Below are 18,618 nucleotides of genomic sequence, written 5' to 3'. Positions count from 1 at the left end.
GTCAAAAATCTTATTGTGGATAGGAGGAACAGTTGCGGGGTTGGTATTGTAGCTTTTGCGGGAGTTATCCACAAAATATCAGAAGACTGTCCCCGAATGTTTGTGCGGGATAGGCCGCACATCCTAATGGATTGGCGAGGGCCGGTTTGTAAAGAATGGCTGCCCGATGTTTGTGGCGTGGCGGTTCCCAGTGAATTCGAGGGTCATTGCATCAAAGCCCCAACGCTGTGATAATCGCGGGTTTCCCTGAATGTGTTCAGGGTGATATGACCCGGGCGCCGAATTATTCGTGCGCACGCGCAGTGTGCTTTGGCATGCTGCAAGTGCTTTGCTTCGCTGGTTGACCGTTATGCCGTGGTGCATGTTCTGCATGTGAAAAAATGCCCGGCTTGGCGGTGACAGTGTGCGGCGCAGAACCTGGATGGTCGGGCGCAGACGTGGCGCCTTGCCGACGCAAATACTGAACCTTCTCAAGGAACCAACATGAAACGTACTTACCAACCTTCCAAAATCCGCCGCGCCCGTACCCACGGTTTCCTGGTTCGCATGAAGACCAAGGGTGGCCGTGCCGTGATCAACGCTCGCCGCGCCAAGGGCCGCAAGCGCCTGGCCGTCTAAGGCCAGCATTGGCTAGCGGTCTGTTCCTTCGCTGCGAAGAAGGCCTCCAGCAGGCATTCCCATGCAACGACTGAAAACGCGTCCGCAATTCCAGGCCACCATGTCAGCGGGCACGATTGCCCGCACTTCGCATTTCGCCCTGCACCGCATGGAGCTGGTGGCAATGCAGAAAGCCATGGCGGCCGACCCCAGGACAGGGCCCGGATCTGATGATCCGCAGGCCCTGTTTGGCATTGGTGAAGTGCGCGAGCAGGCCTGGCTGGGCGCCATGGTGCCCAAGCGCTGGGCTAGGCGTTCGGTGACTCGCCATGTCATCAAGCGTCAGATTTATGCAGTGGCCTTCGAACATGAGGCTGCATTGGCGCGCGCCGCATATGTGGTGCGTCTGCGCTCGGGCTTTGACCGTAAGCAATTCGTCAGTGCAAGCTCGGACCCACTCAAGGCTGTGGTGCGCCAGGAGCTGCAGCAGCTGTTTGCCACAGGCACGCGTCGTCTGACCAAGGAAAAGCAGGCTTCTCATGGCGCCGCAGGTTTGAAGACAAATCTGCCTCAAACGCTTGATGAGAAGGCGCCTGCAGCTTCTGATTCGATAGCTAATCAGGCGGAGCCGCAACCATGATGCAGCGACTGCTCATGGCTCTGGTGCGAGGCTATCGCCTGATGCTCAGTCCCTGGCTGGGTTCGGCTTGCCGTTTCGAGCCGACCTGCTCGGCCTATTCCCTTCAAGCGCTGGAGCAACACGGCGCTGCGGTAGGCTCTTATCTGACGGTGCGCCGGCTGGCGCGCTGTCATCCGTGGTGTGACGGAGGGCATGATCCCGTGCCACAGCAAAAGCCCAGGCTGTTTTCCTTTCTGGACAATGCCTCGGACTCTTCCGCGACCACCCAACCTTCCTCACCTAAGAAGTCTTCATGAACGATATTCGCCGCACCATACTGTGGGTGATATTTGGCTTTTCCATGGTTTTGCTCTGGGACAAGTGGCAAATCCATAACGGCAAAAAGCCCACCTTCTTCCCATCGCCGCAGACGGTCAGCGCGCCTGCGGCCAATGACATCAAGCCGGCAGACACCAGCCTGCCCCAGCCTGCAGCGGCTGCTTCGGCCGGTGATGTTCCGGGTGCGGCTCAGCCGGTTGCCGGCGCGAGCCAGCCTGCCGCTGCGGCGCCTCGCCAGGATGTGAGCATCGCCAGCGACGTGATGCGTCTGACCTTCGACAGCGAAGGCGGCACGCTAAAAGCTTCCGAGCTGCTCAAGTACAGCGACACCGCGGATGACAAGAAGCTCATGCAGGTGTTCGAGCAGAACGCCAAGCGTGTGTACCTGGGTCAGACCGGCCTGATCGGCGGCAACTTCCCCAACCACAAGACGCCCATGACCGTGGTGCCCGGCGAGCGTGAGCTCAAGGACGGCCAGGACAGCGTGCAACTGCGTTTCGAGTCGGCCGAGCAGGGCGGCGTGAAGCTGGTCAAGACCTATACGCTCAAGCGCGGTGTTTACGACATCGGCGTGCAGTACGACGTGGTGAATACCGGCGCTGCAGCCGTGAACCCTCAGATCTACATGCAGCTGGTGCGTGACGGCAACAAGCCCGAGCACGAGTCCAGCTTCTACTCGACCTTCACCGGCCCGGCCGTCTATACCGAAGCCAAGAAGTACCACAAGGTGGAGTTCAAGGACATCGAGAGTGGCAAGGCCGAGGTCGACAAGTCCTCCACCAGCGGCTATGTGGCCATGGTGCAGCACTACTTTGCCAGCGCTTGGCTGCTGGCTGATGGCATCCAGCGCGACAACTTCGTGCGCAAGGTGGGCGACAACCTCTACGCCGTGGGCATGATCACGCCCGTGGGTACGGTGGAGCCCGGCCAGACCAAGACTGTCAGCGCCCGCCTGTTCTCCGGCCCCCAGATCGAACCCATGCTGGAGAAGCTCTCTCCCGGGCTGGAGCTGGTCAAGGACTATGGCTGGCTGACAATTCTGGCCAAGCCGCTGTACTGGCTGCTGTCCGAGCTGCACAAGTTCATCGGCAACTGGGGCTGGTCCATCGTGGCTCTGGTGGTGTTGCTGAAGATCGCCTTCTACTGGCTCAATGCCAAGGCTTACTCCTCGATGGCCAAGATGAAGGCCATCAACCCCCGCATTCAGGAAATGCGTGAGCGTCTGAAGGACAAGCCCCAGCAGATGCAGCAGGAGATGATGCGCATCTACCGCGAGGAGAAGGTCAACCCCATGGGAGGCTGCCTGCCCATCGTCATCCAGATCCCTGTCTTCATGGCTCTGTACTGGGTGTTGCAGTCCAGCGTGGAAATTCGCAATGCGCCCTGGATTGGCTGGATTCACGACCTCTCGGTGCCCGATCCCTTCTTCATCCTGCCTTTGCTGATGACTCTGTCCTCGCTGTTGCAGACGGCCCTGAACCCCGCGCCACCTGACCCCATGCAGGCCAAGATGATGTGGATCATGCCGCTGATGTTCAGCGTGATGTTCTTCTTCTTCCCCGCCGGTCTGGTGCTGTACTGGCTGACGAACAATATCCTGTCCATCGCCCAGCAGTGGATCATCAACAAGCGCATGGGCGTGCCGCCCCAGTTCAATCTGCCGAAGTTCGGCAAGTAAGCTCAAGCAGCGCAAATAAAAACGCCACCTTTCGAGGTGGCGTTTTTTTATGTCTGCAGGAGGCTTATTTGCCGATGCAGAAACTGGAGAAGATCACGCCCAGCAGGTCGTCGGAGCTGAATTCGCCGGTGATGGAGTTCAGCGAGACCTGGGCCAGACGCAGTTCTTCGGCCAGCAGGTCCAGGTGGGCGGCCTGAGCGGCGAGCTGCTCGTCGGCCAATTCCAGATGGGCTTGCACGGCCTGCAAGGCTTCGACATGGCGGGCGCGGGCCAGATACAGGCCTTCGGGGGCGGATTGCCAGCCCGCGACTTCCAGCAGGCGCTTGCGCAGCGCATCCAGGCCATCGCCGGTGCGCGCTGACAGGGCGACCTGTGTGGCATCCAGCCGGGTTGTATGACGGGCCTGCACATCGGCGGCCGCCATATCGGTCTTGTTCCAGACATGGATCACAGGCACTTGTGGAGGCAGTTTGTCTTTGAGTGTGTGTGCGATATCGGCATCGGCCGCCGCATAGTCGGGCTGCTCCACACGGGTCAGATCATGCAGGAACAGCACGGCATCGGCGGCGGCGATCTCGTCCCAGGCACGCGCAATGCCAATACGCTCCACTTCGTCGTCGCTGTCGCGCAGGCCTGCGGTGTCGATCACATGCAGAGGCACACCTTCGATCTGAATCGTCTGCTGCACCTTGTCGCGTGTAGTGCCTGCGATGGGCGTGACGATGGCCAGCTCGGCCCCGGCCAGTGCGTTGAGCAGCGAGCTTTTGCCCGCATTGGGCTGCCCGGCAATCACCACCTTGATGCCTTCGCGCAGCAGTGCGCCCTGATGGGCCTTGCCCAGCACGGTGGCGACCTGGGCCTGCAGGCGTTCAAGTTGACCAAAGGCATCGGCCTTTTGCAGAAAGTCGATTTCCTCTTCGGGAAAGTCCAGCGTCGCCTCGACCAGCATGCGCAGGTGCACCAGGGCCTCGCGTAGTACCTGAATTTCCTGAGAGAAGGCGCCCGACAGCGAGCGGCTGGCACTGCGCGCCGCTGCCTCGGTACTGGCGTCGATCAGGTCGGCAATCGCCTCGGCCTGCGCCAGATCGATCTTGTCGTTGAGGAAGGCTCGTTCTGTGAACTCGCCCGGCTGGGCCAGACGCAGTCCGGCCAGCGTCGGCGTGCCGTGGGCATCCAGGGTCTGGGCCGCTTCCAGGCAGCGCGCCAGCAGCAGCTGCAGCACCACGGGGCCGCCATGGGCCTGCAGCTCCAGCACATCTTCGCCGGTGTAGCTGTTCGGGCCTGGGAAATAGATGGCCAGACCATGGTCTATGGGCGAGCCTGCCGCATCCTTGAAAGGCAGATAAGTCGCTTCGCGTGGTTTCAGGTCCTTGCCGCACAGCCGGCGCACCAGCGCAGCAATGCCTTTGCCCGACACCCGAACAATGCCCACGGCACCACGCCCCGGTGCGGTGGCAATGGCGGCAATGGGGTCGTTGTGGCGGGGAAGCATGGGCTGACTTTCGATCAAGAGGAAGAGCCGCGAATCATAGCCCTGCAGGTCAAGTCCCAGGAATTCAGTGGTGAGCGCTGCGCGGTGCCATGTAACAAAAGGTCGTGTTTCATACAATTGTCATAAAACCGACCCGAAAAATGAATCAATCTTCCTTTGTGACGAGGCTGGGCTACTTGCTGGCCTGGATATTGCTTTTCTCTCCCCCGTTTCTCATTCGTGCGACTGGAAAAGAGGTGGGTTACACGCTTTTGGCGGCACTTTTCTTTTATCCACTGGCACTGTCCCGAAAATCCCTGGCCATCTGTATTCCTCTGCTGATCCTTGTCGGTACAGCCAATATCTTTCATGCCCAGTTTTTGGGGAACATGATCGATGAATTCTCGGTCGCCACGTTATTGCGCACGGAGGCACATGAGGCCGCCGAGTTTCTGAACCTGATCAATCGCCAGATGATTCTTGTGGTGCTGTGCTGGCTGGTAGTCAGCCTTGGTTGTGGCTACTTCCTCTTCAAGCATTGCGCCGAGAAAGCATTTCCATTTGCGAAATGGCAGAAAAAGATACTGCTGGGCATTGGATTGCTTTGGACCAGCTTTTTTGCCTTCGGTGTGACCCAGCAATTCACAACCACTGACTATGTGCAGAAATTGCGCCACATCTATCCCATGCACATGGCCAAGGCTGCCGTGCGTTATGGAGACCTGGAAAAAGAGGTCTTCTATCAGCCGACCTTGCCCGCCAAGCCGGGTGCTGCTCAGGTCAATACCTTGGTAATGGTTATCGGGGAGAGTGCCAGCAGCCATCGCTGGTCCCTGCTGGGCTATGAGGGAGACGATACCAATCAGTCGCTTCGGCAGATTGCTGGCCTGCGCACTTACAAGGTGATGGCCCATGGCCTGAATACCGCGAAGGCCTTGCCCTATATTCTGACGGGGCAGTCCGCCCTCGACAGCCAGAAGAATGCATCGCCCTCGTTTCTGGATTTGGCCCGGCATGCTGGCTACAAGACCTTTGTCTTTTCAAACTCCAGATTCAATGACAAAAGCGAGGATATGTACTCGCAGATATTGCGTCGCTCTGCGGATGTCTATGCAAAAGTGGGCAACGGGGCACATGATGAGGTGATGACGAGCTGGCTGGAAAAGGCGCTGGCGGATGAGGCGCCCTACAAGCTGGTGGTTCTTCATACCTATGGCAGTCATCCGGATATCTCCAAGCGTTATCCGCACTCCCGTTATCAGGGAGGGGATGCCTATGACAACTCGATCCGTTACACCTCCGACCTGCTGGCCGACTGGATCCACATGCTGGATACGGCAACAGCCGAGCCCAGTGCGCTGCTGTATGTCGCGGATCATGGCCTGGGGGTTCCTCCCTGTGTCGACAGCCCGCGCCATGGCAACGACCAGTCGGTGCTGGAGGTACCGTTGGCGTATTGGGCCAATGCTGCCCTGAGGGCCTCCGAGGCTGAGGGTCTGCCCTCTATTTCTGACGGCGCCATCGAGCACAGCACCACCCTGGCTCCGGAGATGTTGGTCGCCGCTCAGGGCTACGATGTCCGGACGGCCATGCCACACCTGGAGGACAGCCGGCGGCTGCATTTCGATGGGGTGCCTTATGCCGAGCTCTATCGCGACGATGCCTGCACGCCCTGAAGTGCAAAATCTCCATATATCATGCGTTATTTGCATAACGTTATGATTTCGTTTGCATTGTTATTGAACGGTCATGGCTGTTTGACCTTAAACGCCGAGCTGTACACCCTCTTTTTTTGATAGCGCTCGGCCTACAATCCAAAATCCGATTTCATCCTCCGCAAGATCACAGGGGCCGGGTAGTGCGCCCATAGAGAGTCCTTACTGCGGATGGTTTACTTTGCGAGCTGGAGACCGCTGATGTCCGAAACCAAGCCCATTACTTCGATTGATAAACGCGCTTTGCTGCGCCAGGCGGCCCTGGAATATCACGAATTCCCCAAGCCCGGCAAGGTGGCCATCACGGCGACCAAGCCCATGGCCAACCAACACGACCTGGCGCTGGCCTACTCGCCCGGCGTGGCTGCTCCCTGCGAAGAGATCGTCAAGGACGCTGCTGCGGCCTATAAGTACACCAGCCGCGGCAATCTGGTCGGTGTGATCTCCAACGGTACGGCCGTGCTGGGCCTGGGCGACATCGGTGCGCTGGCTTCCAAGCCCGTGATGGAGGGCAAGGGCGTTCTGTTCAAGAAGTTCGCTGGCGTCGATGTGTTCGACATCGAAATCAATGAAAAAGACCCACAGAAGCTGGTGGAAGTGATTGCCGCGCTGGAGCCTACCTTCGGTGCCATCAACCTTGAAGACATCAAGGCGCCCGAATGCTTCTATGTGGAGCGAGAGCTGCGCAAGCGCATGAACATTCCCGTCTTCCACGACGACCAGCACGGCACGGCCATCACCGTGGCAGCAGCCATGGTCAATGCGCTGAAGGTCGCCGGCAAGAAGATCGAGGAGATCAAGCTGGTCGCTTCGGGTGCCGGTGCTGCGGCCCTGGCCTGCCTGAACCTGCTGCTGGAAATCGGCCTCAAGCGCGAGAACGTGTTCGTGACCGACATCGCCGGCGTGGTCTACGAAGGCCGTACCGAGCTGATGGACCCCGACAAGGCTCTGTTCGCCCAGAAGACCGAGCTGCGTACGCTGGGCGAGGTCATCGAAGGTGCCGACGCCTTCCTGGGCCTGTCCGCCGGCAATGTGCTCAAGCAGGACATGGTCAGGAAGATGGCGGCCAAGCCCATCATCTTCGCGCTGGCCAACCCCAACCCCGAAATCACGCCCGAGGACGTGAAGGCGGTGCGCGACGACGCCATCATCGCCACGGGCCGTTCGGACTATCCGAACCAGGTCAACAACGTCCTGTGCTTCCCCTATATCTTCCGCGGTGCGCTGGACTGCGGTGCGACCACCATCACCACCTCGATGGAAGTGGCCTGCGTGTACGCCATCGCTGCGCTGGCCGAGGCCGAGCAATCGGAAGAAGTGGCCGCAGCCTATGTGGGGCAGGAGCTGAGCTTCGGTCCCGAGTACCTGATTCCCAAGCCTTTCGATCCGCGTCTGATGCTGATCGTGGCCCCTGCCGTGGCCCAGGCCGCGGCCGAGGCCGGCGTGGCCCAGCGTCCCATCCAGGACATGGATGCCTACCGCGAGCATCTGAAGACCTTTGTCTATGCCTCCGGCACCATGATGAAGCCCATCGTGACGGCCGCCAAGAAGTCCGCCAAGAAGCGCGTGGCCTATGCCGAGGGCGAGGAAGAGCGCATCCTGCGCGCGGCGCAGATCGTGGTCGACGAGCGCATTGCCCGTCCCACGCTGATCGGTCGCCCGGCCATCATTGCCCAGCGCATCGAGAAGTTCGGCCTGCGTCTGAAGGAAGGCGCCGACTACGATGTGGTCAATGTCGAGCATGACGAGCGTTACCGCGACTTCTGGAAGACCTACCACCGCATGACGGAGCGCAAGGGCATTACCGAGCCCATTGCCAAGATCGAGATGCGCCGTCGCCTGACGCTGATCGGCTCCATGCTGCTGCACAAGGGCGAGGTCGACGGCCTGATCTGCGGCACCTGGAACAACACCAATGTGCACCTGAACTACATCGATCAGGTCATCGGCAAGCGCACCGGCGTGGCCACCTATGCCTGCATGAACGGCCTGCTGCTGCCCGAGCGCCAGGTCTTCCTGGTCGACACCCATGTCAACTACGATCCCACGGCCGAGCAGCTGGCCGAGATCACCATCATGGCTGCCGAGGAGATGATGCGCTTCGGCATCAAGCCCAAGGCCGCTTTGCTGAGCCACTCCAACTTTGGCTCCAGCAACCAGCCCAGCGCCCTGAAGATGCGCCAGACCCTGGATCTGCTGCGCGAGCAGGCTCCCTGGCTGGAAGTCGACGGCGAAATGCATGGCGACGTGGCGCTGGACGGCAAGAGCCGCGCCAAGCTCATGCCCAACAGCACGCTGCTGGGCGATGCCAACCTGCTGGTGCTGCCCAATATCGATGCGGCCAATATCAGCTACAACCTGCTCAAGCAGGCGGCGGGCGGCGGCATTGCCATCGGCCCGGTGCTGCTGGGTGCGGCCAAGCCCGTGCATGTGCTGACCCCCAGCACCACGGTGCGCCGCATCGTGAACATGACGGCCCTGACCGTTGCGGACGCGAATGTGAGCCGCTGAGCGTCACTAAGCGCCAAAGACAAAAAAGCCCGCGGTGCTCAAGGCGCTGCGGGCTTTTTTGTTGCCGGGCCGTCCCAAGACAAAAAGCTGTCCCCCTCGGGGGCAGCGGCTACACGAAGTGAGCAAGCGTGGGGGCCATTTTTTGCCGCCGGGCCGCCCCAAGGCAAAAAAGCGGCCCCCTTGGGGGGCAGCGGCTACACGTTAGTGAGCAAGCGTGGGGGCTATTTTCTGCATCTGAGCTGCGGTGCAGCTACCAAGTACGGGTGATGCCGGTGTCGACGGTGCCGAAGACTTCGACGCCGCTGGAGCTGCCAGAGCTGCTGGAAGAGCTTGGCATGGTGCCCGAGCAGGCGCTCAGCGCCAGCGTGGCGACGGTTGCGGCCAGAGTCAGCCATTTGCGCATAGTGCATCTCCTTGCCCGCAACCAGCGCGGGCCATGCACCATGGTAGCGCGCGGGCCAAGTCCGCCCGGGATGGGTGGTTATCCATCAAATATGCCTCTAGCGCTTTGCCATAAAGCGAAGGCAGCTATGAATTTTGATTATTCAGTCAGGTAAAGTTCGGCCAGCCGATCACGGGCAGCCTGGTCCACGCCCAGAGCCTGGGTCAGATAGCTGTCCAGGCTGTCGTAATGAGTGCGGACGGTATCGACCGAAGCCATCAGGTACGAGGGCTGCACGCGCCACAGCGCATCGAGTGCGTCTTCGGGCATATCCAGATGGCTCAGCTCCGGGCGCTTGAACAGCTGGTTGGTCAGCAGGTAGTCATCCATGATCTGCGCTTCATCCACGCCCAGGGCCGTCAGCAGCAGGGCGGCGGCCCAGCCTGTGCGGTCCTTGCCGGCCGTGCAGTGAAAGACCAGCGGATCGTCACTGCTTTGCAGCAGGGCGAAGAACTGGGCAAAGCGCTGGCCGTAGACATCCACAAAGCTGCGGTAGGTGTCATGCATCAGCGCCTCGGTGTCGCGGGCCGTCAGCGTCTGGCCCTGGTCCATCAGGGACTGGGCGCGCTGCACCACCGTGGGCTCCACCGTCAGCGCGTGGCGGTTCAGCTGAGGCCAGTCATAGGCCAGATGCGCGCTTTCCCCGAGGCCGCGAAAGTCCGCGCTGCGGGTAACGCCCAGCGCCCTGAGCTGGTCCAGGTCGTTTTGCGTCAAATGGGCCAGATGGGCCGAGCGGTAGAGCTTGCGCCACTGCAGGCGGCGGCCGTCCAGGCCCTGATAGCCACCCAGGTCGCGAAAATTGGAGGCACCCTCCAGCGCGATAGGACGGCTGAAGAGGGGGGCTTCAGCCTCGGGGCCGGCGGCCAGGGTCAGGTCATCGTTTGCATTCATATCAATGCTTATAGCGGATTGGCGGGAAGAAGGTATGTCTTGCGTGTTACCGGTATGGGCAAGTCATGAAAAAGCCCTCTGTTGCGCGCACAACAGAGGGCTTTGGCTGGGGGGCCTAGGGCGCTTAGCTCACATGCTTGCCCACGATGCCGGCCAGCTCGAACATATTGACCTGATCCTTGCCGAACACAGGCTTGAGCTTGGCATCGGCATTGATGACACGCTTGTCCTTGGCATCCTGCAGACCGTTGGTCTTGATGTAGTCCCAGAGCTTCTTGATCACGTCAGGGCGTGAGGTGGGCTCATTGCCGATCACCGCTGCCAGATCGGCGCTGGGCTGGAGCGTGGCGCTGACGGTGCGCGGCTTTTTGACGGCTGCGGCCCTGGTTGTCTTGGTTGCGGTCTTCTTGGCAGCAGCGCTGGTTTTCTTCGCAGCAGCTGCTGTAGTTTTGGCAGCTGCTGCGCCGCTGGTCTTGCGTGCCGGATATTTGCCTTCGCGTTGCTCGAACTCGAAGTTGACCTTGCCCGCGGTGCCATCCCAGACCAGGAAGGCCTTGAAGTTGCGGCGCGTGCGGTTGGAGACGAACTTCTCCAGCAGATCGGTCTTGCCGGTCTGCAGCAGCTTGCTCATCTGCTCGCGCTCTATGGGCTGCTGCAGGATGATCTGGCCGCTCTTGAAGTCGCAGCTGGGCGTGGTCTGGGCCAGCGTGGGCACGGCCTTGGAGCAGACATAGTTGGCGCCATGCTCGAAGACGGGCGAGCCGCACTTGGGACAGGGGCCCAGGCTTTGCTGGCTGGCGAAGTCCACGATTTCGCCGGTGTCCTCGGAGTCCTTGTCGTCGCCGAAGTCGAATTCCAGCTTGTAGTTCTTGGCTTCTTCGTCGTGCACGATGGCGACCTCGGCCACGAACGGCCAGCCGGCCTTGGAGCGGAAACCTTCCAGCGGGCCGATGCGGCGTTCGCGCAGCAGTTGCTCGGCCTCGGCCGTCTCGAAGGTGCGGCCCGCGGGCGATTTGGTGAACGAGAAGCCGCAGCCCTCGCTGGCACCATTGGCGCCCGTGCAGGCGTAGCGGCGATAGTTTTCCTTGACCACGCCGCCGCAGTTGGGACAGGGCGTGGAAAGCGTCGCGTAGTCACCGGGAATGGTGTCGCGGTCGTATTCCTTGGCCTTCTTGACCAGTTTCTCGGTCATGGCCTGGATCTGCTGCATGAAGGCTTCGCGCGAGAGCTGGCCTTTTTCCATCTGCGAGAGCTTGTATTCCCATTCGCCGGTCAGGTCGGCACGCGAGAGTTCTTCCACGCCCAGGCCGCGCAGCAGCGTCATCAGCTGGAAGGCCTTGGCCGTGGGGATCAGCTCGCGGCCTTCGCGCAGCATGTATTTTTCGGTGATCAGACCTTCGATGATGGCCGCGCGCGTGGCTGGTGTGCCCAGGCCTTTTTCCTGCATGGCTTCGCGCAGCTCGTCGTCGTCGATCTGCTTGCCGGCGCTTTCCATGGCGCCCAGCAGTGTCGCTTCGGAATAGCGCGCCGGCGGCTTGGTTTTCAGGCCCTTGACGTCGGCATGGTCGGTGCGCGGCTGCTCGCCGGGCTTCACGGCAACCAGCGGCTGGCCCTTGTCGCCTTCCTTGGCATCCTCCACCTCGTTGGCGGCTTCCTTGCCGTAGATGGCCAGCCAGCCCGGCTTGACCAGCACCTTGCCTTCGGTCTTGAAGGAATGCTGCTCAACCTTGCTGATGCGTGTGGTGACCTGGTATTCGGCGCTGGGGAAGAACACGGCCATGAAGCGGCGAACGACCAGGTCGTACAGCTTCTGTTCGGCCTCGGACAGGCCCGAAGGTGCCTGCGTGGTCGGAATGATGGCGAAGTGATCCGAGACCTTGCTGTTGTCGAAGATGCGCTTGCTCGGGCGGATGTAGTTGTCGTTGATGGCCTGCTGGGCAAACGGTGCCAGATGGCGCATGGAGCTGCCTGCCAGCATGGCGAAGGTCTGGTGCGCCACGGGCAGGTAATCTTCGGGCAGGGCGCGTGAATCGGTACGCGGGTAGGTCAGGGCCTTGTGGCGTTCGTACAGGCTTTGCGCCAGCGCCAGCGTGGTCTTGGCCGAGAAGCCGAACTTGCCGTTGGCCTCGCGCTGCAGGCTGGTCAGGTCGAACAGCAGCGGCGATGCCTGGGTGGTGGGCTTGCTCTCCTCGGTGACGGTGGCGGGCTTGCCCTGCACGGCAGCAGCAATCGCCTCGGCCTCGGCCTTGTTCCACAGGCGGTCGGCCTTGGCCTCGGCGTCGTCAGACTTCTTCCACTGGGAGTTGAACCACTTGCCCAGGTACTGGCCGGCCTGGGCGTCGAAAGTGCCGTGCACTTCCCAGTAGTCGCGGCTCACGAACTTGCGGATCTTTTCCTCGCGCTCCACCACCAGCGACAAGGTGGGCGTCTGCACGCGGCCCACGGTGGTCAGGAAGAAGCCGCCGTCGCGCGAGTTGAAGGCCGTCATGGCGCGCGTGCCGTTGATGCCGACCAGCCAGTCGGCTTCGGAGCGGCTGCGCGCGGCGCTGGCCAGTCCCTGCATCTGCTGGTCGCTGCGCAGGTTGTTGAAGCCGTCGCGAATCGCCTGCGGTGTCATGGACTGCAGCCACAGGCGCTTGACGGGCTTGCCCAGGCCGCCCTTGGCGCCGCCTGCGTATTGCTCGATCAGGCGGAAGATCAGCTCACCTTCGCGGCCCGCGTCACAGGCGTTGATGAGTTCGGTCACATCCTTGCGCTTGGCCTGCTTGACCACGGCGTTCAGGCGGGTCTTGGTCTTGTCCACGGGCTTGAGGTCGAAATGCGGCGGAATCACCGGCAGGTGCGCAAAGCTCCATTTGCCGCGCTTGACGTCGTACTGCTCGGGTGCCTGGATTTCCACCAGATGGCCGACCGCGCTGGTCACCACATAGCTGTCGGACTCGAAATAGTCATCGTGTTTTTCAAACTTGCCTGCCACGGGGGTCAGTGCACGGACGATGTCCTGCGCGACAGAAGGCTTTTCTGCAATCACCAGGGTTTTAGTCATTGTGTGTTCTCGTCGTCATTAACCACCTGAGCCGCCATCGATGGGCTCAGGCTCATACAATTCGCTTCTCACGCGCGCGCACGCGCACATGTGTGCATATTCAAAGTATCAGAGAAAACATGCCCCGCACATCCTTGGCCTCTTCAACGGGCCGTCGAATCCAGACAAGGCGCTCCGGCGTGCATGGCAAAGGTGTTTTCGCCGCGCAGGATATTGCGGAAGGCGAAACCATTATTGAGTATGTGGGTGAAGTCATTGACTGGCAGGAGGCGCAGGATCGTCACCCGCACGACCCCAGCCAGCCCAATCACACGTTCTACTTTCAGGTCGATGACGAGCGCGTCATCGATGCCACGCACAAGGGAAACTCCTCGCGCTGGATCAATCACAGCTGCGCGCCCAACTGCTACACCGACGAGATAGCCGGGCGCATCTACATCATCGCGCTGCGCAATATCGCTGCCGGTGAAGAGCTGAACTACGACTACGGCCTGATGGTGGAGGAGCGCTATACGCCCAAGCTCAAGGCCGAATACGCCTGCTACTGCGGTGCAGCGAATTGCCGGGGGACCATGCTGGCGCCGAAAAGGGGCTGGAAACCTCCGTTTCCTGGAAGCACCTCCTGAGGCGCTGCGCGCCTTCCCCCTCTCTCTACGCGCTTCGCGCTAGGGAGGAGGACGACAGCCTCGCGGCGCGGCGGCGCTTGCTCGCTGTCTCTGGTTTTAGGCCGCGCCTGTTTTGAGTACACGCCGGTTTTTAGATTTGGATAGATAAAAAATGACCCAGCCGATTCACTGGAATGCCGAAGCCTTGTGGGAAGCCATTGCGCCGCAGCTGCCGGGCTTTACGGTCGAGGTGCTGCCGACCATAGACTCCAGCAACACCGAACTCATGCGCCGCGCACGCGACGGCCTGACCGAGCCCGTGCTGCTGATTGCAGAGCAGCAGACGCAGGGCCGTGGCCGGCTGGGGCGTAACTGGGTCAGTGGTGTTGGCGATTCGCTGATGTTCTCGCTGGGCCTGCCGCTGGCGCCGCGCGACTGGTCGGGGTTGTCGCTGGCCGTGGGCGTGAGCGTGGCCGAGAGCCTGCAGCCCCAGCTGCCCGCTGTGGGCAGCAGCACTCCCAAGATCGGCATCAAATGGCCCAACGACCTCTGGCTGGAGGGGGACCGCAAGCTGGCTGGCATTCTGATCGAGACCGCCAGCTTTGTCGGCGCGCAGCAGCACGATATGACGGCACCGCGCTATGTGGTGATCGGCATAGGCATCAATGTGCGCCCGCGGCCCGGCGACGGCATGCGCACGGCCCCAGCCTGTCTGCAGGAGCTTGATGCCGCGTTGGACGCACCCACGGCCCTGGCCTGCATATTGCCCAAGCTGGTAGCCGAGGTGCAGAGCTTTGCCCGGCACGGCTTTGCACCGTTGATGCAGCGTTTTGCCCAGCGCGATCTGCTGGCCGGCCGCGAGGTGAATCTGAGCGACGGCAGCACAGGCATGGCCGAAGGTGTGGCCGCCGATGGCGGTTTTCTGGTGCGCACCGCAGCGGGCTTGCAGGCCGTGACCAGCTCTGAAATCAGTGTGCGTCCGGCCAGCAGCCCGCTGCAGGCTTGAAATGCAGCACCTCCTGAGGCGCTTTGCGCCTTCCTCCTCTCTCTACGCGCTGCGCGCTAGGGGAGGAGGACGCAGCCCTCGCTGCGGGGCGGCCCTTGCTCGGCTGCCCGTGATTGGAATGCGCCGGGTTCACAGGCCATGTAGGGGCTGTAATCTGGCGGATAACATTGATATGGGAACGCCATGCTGAGAATCGTCTTTCTGCTGCTGCTGCTGGGCAATGCCGGCTATTACATGTGGAGTCACGGCTATCTGGCCAGCATGGGGCTGCAGCCAGCGGTGCAGTCCGAACCCCAGCGTCTGCAAGAGCAGATCAAGCCCGATGCCTTGACGCTGCAAGCGCCCGAGCCTGCGACCGAGCAGGCCGAGGAGCCCGTGCAGGAAGAGCCCAAGCCCGAGGAAAAAGCGGAGCCAAAACCCGAGGCAAAGCCTGAACCCAAGCCGGAAAAGGCCGACAAGCCCGAGCCCGTGGCAGCCAAGGAGGTGAAAGAGCCAGAGAGCTGCTATCAGGCCTCCGGCATCGAGGAAAAGCAGGCCGAGACCATTCGCCGGGCCCTGGCGGCAGGCAAGCTCAAGAGCGAATGGGATCTGGTGGCCAGCCACCAGGGCGGCCGCTGGATGGTCTATATGGGCAAGTTCCCCGATGCCGAGTTTCTGGACCGCAAGCGCGGCGAGCTGCGCCTGATGAATATCGACTTCGACCGTGCGGGCGGCGGCTTCGAGCCCGGTCTGTCGCTGGGCCGTTTCTCTACCGAAGAAGCCGCGCAGCGCCAGCTGGCCACCTTCACGCGCCAGGGCGTGCGCACCGCCCGCGTGGTGCAGGAGCGCCCTGAAATCACCACCTACGCGCTGCGTCTGCCCAAGGCCACACCCACCTTCCGCAATGAAGTGGCGGCACTGGCAGGCAAGAACCTGTTGCCCAAGGCCTTGCAGGCATGTCCGAAGTGACGCCTGGCAGCTCTTGATTGATGAGCTGCTGACGCAAAAAAGGCCTGCATTTGCAGGCCTTTTTGCCATGAAAACCAGATGCAGCAAGCGCATCCAGCTTCTGTTTTTTAGTCCATATGGATATTGGCCGACGCGGCCACCTTCTTCATCTTGGCGACTTCGCTGGCAATCTGCTTGGTGAAGTCGGCGCTCGATGTGCCCGAGGGGTACAGGCCTTGAGCCGCCATGCGCTGCTTGACCGCAGGGTCCTTCAGTGCGGCAATGATGGCCTTTTGCACACGTTCCACTTGTGCGGCTGGCGTGCTCTTGGGGGCGACCAGGCCGAACCAGGATGGATCGTTGAGGTCGGGATGGCCGGCCTGGGCGTAGGTCGGCACATCGGGCAGCACCTCAAGGCGCTCATGCCAGGACACAGCCAGCGCCACGACCTTGCCCGACTTGATGTGGGGCAGAGAGGACGCCACCTGATCGAAGTACACGGGCACCTGGCCGCCGAGCAGGTCGTTGATGGCCGGGCCTGCACCCTTGTAGGGGATATGCGTCATCTGGGTGCCCGTGCTCTTGAGGAACTGGGCGCCCCACATGTGGGCGATGGTGCCGTTGCCGGGCGTGGCGAAGCTGACCTTGCCGGGATTGGCCTTGAGGTAGGCCACAAACTCGGCAAAAGTCTTGGCGGGAATCAGCTTGGGATTGATCACCAGCACGCCGGGGGCCTTGACGATTTCGGTCACGCCCACGAAGTCGTTGATGGCGTCGTAGGGCAGCTTTTTGTAGACGGCAGGGTTCACGCCCTGGGTGGACAGCGTGGCGATACCGAAGGTCAGGCCATCGGTGGCGCGGGCCACTTCGGCCATGCCGATGGAGCCGCCGGCGCCGGCGCGGTTCTCGATCACCACGGGCTGGCCGCCCAGCAGCTTGGACAGCACGTCCTGCATATTGCGAGGCACCATATCGGTGGCGCCGCCAGGCGGGAAGGGTACGACGATGCGCAGGGGGCGCGAGGTTTCCTGTGCCAGAGACAGACCTGACAGGGAAGAGGCCACGGCAGCAGCGGCTGCAGAGTGGATGAATTGACGACGTTGCATGAAAGCTCCTGGATCCAGTGAAACACAGAGAAATTGCTGAGCTTTATCTAGACTCTTGTAGGGCAATTCCTATAAATCATTCTAGAGGAAGCAAGTGTTTGCTTGGTACGCAGTTTCCGCTACATCTGCGCCTGGAAACCAGTGCAAATCCAAGCTTGGCGCGGCTTTCAATGACCTGCGCAGCACCAGACCGGTGCATGGTTTGGGCTATGACCTATCCCTGTCCCGGCATGGCCTTGAAGCGCACGGTAAACAAGGCGCCTGGCGAGGGCTGGCCGGGTCTGGCATCCTGCAGCAGCACCTGCGCGCCATGCTGGCGCGCGATTTCCATGACGATGGGCAGGCCCAGACCCGAGCCATCGGCTTCCGTACCCAGCGCGCGGTAAAAGGGCTGGAAGATCAGTTCGCGCTCGGCCTGCGGCACACCGGGGCCGCTGTCTTCGACCTGCAGCAGCAGCACCTGGCCAAAGTGGTCGGCCTGCACGCGCACGGTGACCATGCCGGGTGTCTCGCTGCTCGATGGCGTGTAGTTGATGGCGTTGTCCACCAGATTGCGCACCAGCTCGGCCAGCAGCGTGGCATTGCCGTTGAGCCAGACGCCGGGCGTGCTGGCGCTGGCGCCCTCGTAGCCCAGGTCTATGCGCTTGTCCATGGCGCGTGGCAGGCAGTCCTGAACCACATCGGTGACGATATGCACCAGATTGCAGCCATGCATGGCGGGCACGGCGCTCTCGGCACGCGCCAGTGCCAGCAGCTGGTTGACGGTGTGCGTGGCGCGCATGCTGGAGCGGCCGATCTGCGCCAGAGAGCGCTTGAGCTCCTCGGTGTTCGTGCCCTCGCGCTGGGCCAGATCGGCCTGCATGCGCAGACCTGCCAGCGGGGTCTTGAGCTGGTGGGCCGCATCGGCCAGAAAGCGCTTTTGCGTGGCGATGGAATCGTCGAGCCGACCCAGCAAATCATTGACGGAGTCGACCAGCGGCACCACCTCCAGCGGCACATCCTTGTGGTTGATGGGCGAGAGGTCTTCGGGCTTGCGCGCGCGAATGCGCTCTTCCAGCCGATGCAGCGGCTTGATGCCGCGCGCCAGCGCCAGCCATACCAGCAGGGCTGCCAGCGGCAGGATGACAAACTGGGGCAGCATCACGCCCTTGATGATTTCGGTGGCCAGCACGCTGCGCTTTTCGCGCGTTTCGGCAACCTGCACCAGGGCGTTGGGCTCGCCGGGCAGCGGCATGCGCACCCAGATATAGGCCACACGCAGATCGATGCCCTTGTACTCCTCGTCGCGCAGCAGCACCGTGCCGGCGGGCGGGTCGTCCTCGGTCGCGGGTGGGCGGGGCAGGTCGCGGTCACCGGCCAGATATTCGCCCTTGACGCCGCTGACCTGAAAGAACACCGTGTCCGACTCGTCGGCCCGCAAGATCTCGCTGGCCGACTGCGGCAGATTGAACTGCACCTTGCCGCGCTGCACGATGACCAGCTGGGCCAGAGCCTGGGCGTTGTATTCCAGTGCGCGGTCGAAGGGCTTGTTGGCCAGGCCCTGGGCCACCAGCCAGGTCAGCGCCAGGCTCACGGGCCACAGCAGCAGCAGCGGCGTGAGCATCCAGTCGAGGATCTCGCCGAAGAGGGATCGCTGCTCACGCTGAAAAATTTTCATGCTTGTAA

Annotated in this window: 15 protein-coding genes; 9 read left to right on the top strand and 6 right to left on the bottom strand. The window is 61.7% G+C overall.

What is annotated here, in order from left to right; genetic code table 11:
- Positions 1-483 precede the first annotated feature (483 nt).
- The 4 genes from rpmH to yidC all read left to right on the top strand — a co-directional run bounded on the left by rpmH (position 484) and on the right by yidC (position 3,233).
- On the top strand, positions 484-618 hold the full coding sequence (gene rpmH / locus QMY55_RS24510) for a 50S ribosomal protein L34 (RefSeq protein WP_003060014.1): 135 nt from the start codon (positions 484-486) through the stop codon (positions 616-618).
- A 61-nt stretch (positions 619-679) separates the two neighbouring features.
- Positions 680-1,237, top strand: a complete 558-nt coding sequence (locus QMY55_RS24505) for a ribonuclease P protein component (RefSeq protein ID WP_283486679.1) — start codon at positions 680-682, stop codon at positions 1,235-1,237.
- Positions 1,234-1,533 (top strand): membrane protein insertion efficiency factor YidD, encoded by a 300-nt coding sequence (gene yidD, locus QMY55_RS24500; RefSeq protein WP_218241791.1) that lies wholly within the window; start codon positions 1,234-1,236, stop codon positions 1,531-1,533. Before QMY55_RS24505 ends, yidD begins: the two co-directional genes overlap by 4 nt.
- Positions 1,530-3,233, top strand: coding sequence for a membrane protein insertase YidC (yidC, locus tag QMY55_RS24495; protein WP_283486678.1), 1,704 nt, complete (start codon positions 1,530-1,532; stop codon positions 3,231-3,233). Before yidD ends, yidC begins: the two co-directional genes overlap by 4 nt.
- A 64-nt stretch (positions 3,234-3,297) precedes the next feature.
- Here yidC and mnmE read toward each other — a convergent pair whose 3' ends face one another.
- The gene (gene mnmE, locus QMY55_RS24490) at positions 3,298-4,725 is read right to left on the bottom strand and encodes a tRNA uridine-5-carboxymethylaminomethyl(34) synthesis GTPase MnmE (RefSeq protein ID WP_283486677.1); all 1,428 of its coding nucleotides are present in this window, start codon (positions 4,723-4,725) and stop codon (positions 3,298-3,300) included.
- A 140-nt stretch (positions 4,726-4,865) separates the two neighbouring features.
- On the opposite strand from mnmE, the gene QMY55_RS24485 reads away from it, so the two are divergent.
- Together QMY55_RS24485 and QMY55_RS24480 are read left to right on the top strand one after the other, a co-directional pair.
- On the top strand, positions 4,866-6,380 hold the full coding sequence (locus QMY55_RS24485; protein ID WP_283486676.1) for a sulfatase-like hydrolase/transferase: 1,515 nt from the start codon (positions 4,866-4,868) through the stop codon (positions 6,378-6,380).
- A 240-nt stretch (positions 6,381-6,620) separates the two neighbouring features.
- Positions 6,621-8,930 (top strand): NADP-dependent malic enzyme, encoded by a 2,310-nt coding sequence (locus QMY55_RS24480; RefSeq protein WP_283486675.1) that lies wholly within the window; start codon positions 6,621-6,623, stop codon positions 8,928-8,930.
- A gap of 250 nt (positions 8,931-9,180) precedes the next feature.
- Here the strand turns inward: QMY55_RS24480 and QMY55_RS24475 are convergent, their stop codons facing one another.
- From QMY55_RS24475 to QMY55_RS24465, 3 genes are all read right to left on the bottom strand, one after another.
- Positions 9,181-9,333: a hypothetical protein gene (locus tag QMY55_RS24475; protein WP_283486674.1), complete on the bottom strand. Its 153-nt coding sequence runs from the start codon at positions 9,331-9,333 to the stop codon at positions 9,181-9,183.
- A 138-nt stretch (positions 9,334-9,471) separates the two neighbouring features.
- Positions 9,472-10,263, bottom strand: a complete 792-nt coding sequence (locus tag QMY55_RS24470) for a tyrosine-protein phosphatase (protein WP_283486673.1) — start codon at positions 10,261-10,263, stop codon at positions 9,472-9,474.
- A gap of 124 nt (positions 10,264-10,387) precedes the next feature.
- Complete coding sequence (locus QMY55_RS24465; protein WP_283486672.1) at positions 10,388-13,309, bottom strand: DNA topoisomerase III; 2,922 nt, start codon at positions 13,307-13,309, stop codon at positions 10,388-10,390.
- A gap of 119 nt (positions 13,310-13,428) precedes the next feature.
- On the opposite strand from QMY55_RS24465, the gene QMY55_RS24460 reads away from it, so the two are divergent.
- From QMY55_RS24460 to QMY55_RS24450, 3 genes are all read left to right on the top strand, one after another.
- Positions 13,429-13,935: an SET domain-containing protein gene (locus QMY55_RS24460; RefSeq protein WP_283486671.1), complete on the top strand. Its 507-nt coding sequence runs from the start codon at positions 13,429-13,431 to the stop codon at positions 13,933-13,935.
- 151 nt (positions 13,936-14,086) lie between these two features.
- Entirely contained in the window at positions 14,087-14,920 is an 834-nt protein-coding gene (locus QMY55_RS24455; protein WP_283486670.1) for a biotin--[acetyl-CoA-carboxylase] ligase, read from the top strand.
- A gap of 183 nt (positions 14,921-15,103) precedes the next feature.
- A complete protein-coding gene (locus QMY55_RS24450; protein WP_283486669.1) occupies positions 15,104-15,868 on the top strand; it encodes an SPOR domain-containing protein in 765 nt (254 codons plus the stop codon).
- Positions 15,869-15,975: 107 nt separating this feature from the next.
- On the opposite strand, the gene QMY55_RS24445 is transcribed toward QMY55_RS24450, so the two are convergent.
- Together QMY55_RS24445 and QMY55_RS24440 are read right to left on the bottom strand one after the other, a co-directional pair.
- Complete coding sequence (locus tag QMY55_RS24445; protein ID WP_283486668.1) at positions 15,976-16,953, bottom strand: Bug family tripartite tricarboxylate transporter substrate binding protein; 978 nt, start codon at positions 16,951-16,953, stop codon at positions 15,976-15,978.
- A gap of 214 nt (positions 16,954-17,167) precedes the next feature.
- Complete coding sequence (locus tag QMY55_RS24440; RefSeq protein ID WP_283486667.1) at positions 17,168-18,610, bottom strand: sensor histidine kinase; 1,443 nt, start codon at positions 18,608-18,610, stop codon at positions 17,168-17,170.
- Positions 18,611-18,618: the final 8 nt, after the last annotated feature.

Origin of the sequence: Comamonas resistens, assembly GCF_030064165.1 — a bacterium.
Lineage (GTDB): Bacteria > Pseudomonadota > Gammaproteobacteria > Burkholderiales > Burkholderiaceae_C > Comamonas > Comamonas resistens.
The sequence above is the reverse complement of the archived record's forward strand: the minus strand, read 5'-3'. Positions and strand labels throughout refer to the sequence as shown.

Excerpts from the sequence above, each read along its gene's own strand:
- QMY55_RS24485 (WP_283486676.1), top strand. The coding sequence starts at position 4,866 with ATGAATCAATCTTCCTTTGTGACGAGGCTGGGCTACTTGCTGGCCTGG.
- yidC (WP_283486678.1), top strand. The coding sequence starts at position 1,530 with ATGAACGATATTCGCCGCACCATACTGTGGGTGATATTTGGCTTTTCC.
- mnmE (WP_283486677.1), bottom strand. The coding sequence starts at position 4,725 with ATGCTTCCCCGCCACAACGACCCCATTGCCGCCATTGCCACCGCACCG.
- rpmH (WP_003060014.1), top strand. The coding sequence starts at position 484 with ATGAAACGTACTTACCAACCTTCCAAAATCCGCCGCGCCCGTACCCAC.
- QMY55_RS24440 (WP_283486667.1), bottom strand. The coding sequence starts at position 18,610 with ATGAAAATTTTTCAGCGTGAGCAGCGATCCCTCTTCGGCGAGATCCTC.
- QMY55_RS24455 (WP_283486670.1), top strand. The coding sequence starts at position 14,087 with ATGACCCAGCCGATTCACTGGAATGCCGAAGCCTTGTGGGAAGCCATT.
- QMY55_RS24470 (WP_283486673.1), bottom strand. The coding sequence starts at position 10,263 with ATGAATGCAAACGATGACCTGACCCTGGCCGCCGGCCCCGAGGCTGAA.
- QMY55_RS24445 (WP_283486668.1), bottom strand. The coding sequence starts at position 16,953 with ATGCAACGTCGTCAATTCATCCACTCTGCAGCCGCTGCTGCCGTGGCC.
- QMY55_RS24480 (WP_283486675.1), top strand. The coding sequence starts at position 6,621 with ATGTCCGAAACCAAGCCCATTACTTCGATTGATAAACGCGCTTTGCTG.
- QMY55_RS24460 (WP_283486671.1), top strand. The coding sequence starts at position 13,429 with ATGCCCCGCACATCCTTGGCCTCTTCAACGGGCCGTCGAATCCAGACA.
- yidD (WP_218241791.1), top strand. The coding sequence starts at position 1,234 with ATGATGCAGCGACTGCTCATGGCTCTGGTGCGAGGCTATCGCCTGATG.
- QMY55_RS24475 (WP_283486674.1), bottom strand. The coding sequence starts at position 9,333 with ATGCGCAAATGGCTGACTCTGGCCGCAACCGTCGCCACGCTGGCGCTG.
- QMY55_RS24505 (WP_283486679.1), top strand. The coding sequence starts at position 680 with ATGCAACGACTGAAAACGCGTCCGCAATTCCAGGCCACCATGTCAGCG.
- QMY55_RS24450 (WP_283486669.1), top strand. The coding sequence starts at position 15,104 with ATGCTGAGAATCGTCTTTCTGCTGCTGCTGCTGGGCAATGCCGGCTAT.
- QMY55_RS24465 (WP_283486672.1), bottom strand. The coding sequence starts at position 13,309 with ATGACTAAAACCCTGGTGATTGCAGAAAAGCCTTCTGTCGCGCAGGAC.